This window comes from Mesorhizobium sp. M7A.F.Ca.US.014.04.1.1 (assembly GCF_003998745.1).
GTDB lineage: Bacteria > Pseudomonadota > Alphaproteobacteria > Rhizobiales > Rhizobiaceae > Mesorhizobium > Mesorhizobium ciceri.
Window position 1 is genome coordinate 1 of record NZ_RZRW01000892.1, and the last position, 1,659, is coordinate 1,659.

Consider the following 1,659-nt stretch of genomic DNA (forward strand, 5'->3'; position numbering starts at 1 on the left):
GATGTCGGCCCGTCCAAGGTGACGCCGCTGCCGGCGCGTGCCGCCGCCAATACAGCCGTCCCGCACGATCATCGCATTGCGCGCAACCCCGGCATGAAGCTCGACCTTGGCTTCATGGAATCGGGGCGCAGCGTCAATCGCTCGGCGCTGGAACGGCGCGTCGCCAGCCTGACCAAGCGGCGCTCGATCAAGGCCGACAACCAGGCCGCCTGGCTGCTGCGCGCCGTCGCCTGCATGGATTTGACGACGCTGAATTCCAACGACACCGAGGAGCGCGTGCGCCGGCTCTGCGCCAAGGCGATCAACCCGTTCCGCCGCGACATTGTCGAGGGCCTCGGCATATCAGGTGAAATCATCCGCCCGGCCGCCGTCTGCGTCTACCACCCCTTCGTTGCCACCGCCGTCGATGCGGTGCGCGGCACTGGCATCCATGTCGCCGCCGTCTCCACCGCCTTTCCGCATGGCCTGGCGCCGCTGTCGACCCGTCTGCAGGAGATCGAGGCCTCGGTCCGTGACGGCGCCGACGAGATCGACGTCGTCATCCCGCGCGGCCTGGTGTTCGGCGCCAAGTGGCGGGAGCTTTACAATGAGATCGTCTCGATGCGCGCCGCCTGCGGTGATGCGCATCTGAAGGTCATCCTCGGCACCGGCGACCTCGCCACGCTGCGCAATGTCATGCTGGCCTCGATGGTGGCGATGATGGCGGGCGCCGATTTCATCAAGACCTCGACCGGCAAGGAAAGCGTCAACGCGACGCTGCCCGTCGGCCTCGCCATGGTGCGTGCCATCAGGGCCTATTTCGAGGAAACCGGCTATCTCATCGGCTTCAAGCCGGCCGGCGGCATTTCCACGGCCAAGGCCTCGCTCGACTGGCTGGTGCTGATGAAGGAAGAGCTCGGCCGGCCATGGCTGGAGCCGGACCTGTTCCGCTTCGGCGCGTCGAGCCTCTTGACCGACATCGAGCGCCAGCTCGAGCATCATCTGACCGGACATTATTCGGCCAATCATCGCCACGCGATGGCGTAAGCCTTTACCCCCACCCCGATCGGCTTTTGCCGATCGACCCTCCCAGGCGGGAGGGTGAAGGAGGCACCTGATGAACATTCTCGATCGCTATCACGCCATGGAATACGGCCCGGCACCGGAGGCCCGCAACGAGGCCGACGCCTGGCTTGCCGCGCGCGATTTCGGCAAGGCGCTGTTCATCGGCGGCGACTGGAAAGCCGCTGCCGGCGGCAAGACCTTCGAGACCAGCGAGCCGGCTTCCGGCAAGCTGCTGGCCGAGGTCTCGGACGCCAATGCCGCCGATATCGACGCGGCGGTTGCGGCCGCCGCCAAGGCGCTGCCGAAGTGGTCGGCAGCCTCAGGCTATCAGCGTGCCAAAGTACTCTATGCCATCGGCCGCGCCATGCAGCGGCATCAGCGCCTGTTCGCGGTGCTTGAGACTATCGACAACGGCAAGCCGATCCGCGAAAGCCGCGATATCGACGTGCCGCTGGCGATCCGCCATTTCATCCACCATGCCGGCTGGGCGCAGGCGCTGGACAGGGATTTCCCCGGCCATAGGGGTGTCGGCGTCGTCGGCCAGATCATCCCGTGGAACTTTCCGTTGCTGATGCTGGCCTGGAAGATCGCGCCGGCGCTCGCCGCCGGCTGCAC

General features: G+C 66.5%; 2 protein-coding genes. Both read left to right on the top strand.

Going from position 1 to position 1,659, the window contains the following annotated elements:
- A partial coding sequence (deoC, locus tag EOA22_RS32805) for a deoxyribose-phosphate aldolase (protein ID WP_245478744.1) occupies positions 1–1,026 on the top strand: 1,026 nt, incomplete at its 5' end.
- A 70-nt stretch (positions 1,027–1,096) separates the two neighbouring features.
- Positions 1,097–1,659 (top strand): aldehyde dehydrogenase family protein (locus EOA22_RS32810; RefSeq protein ID WP_127390562.1); only part of this gene is annotated, 563 nt, incomplete at its 3' end.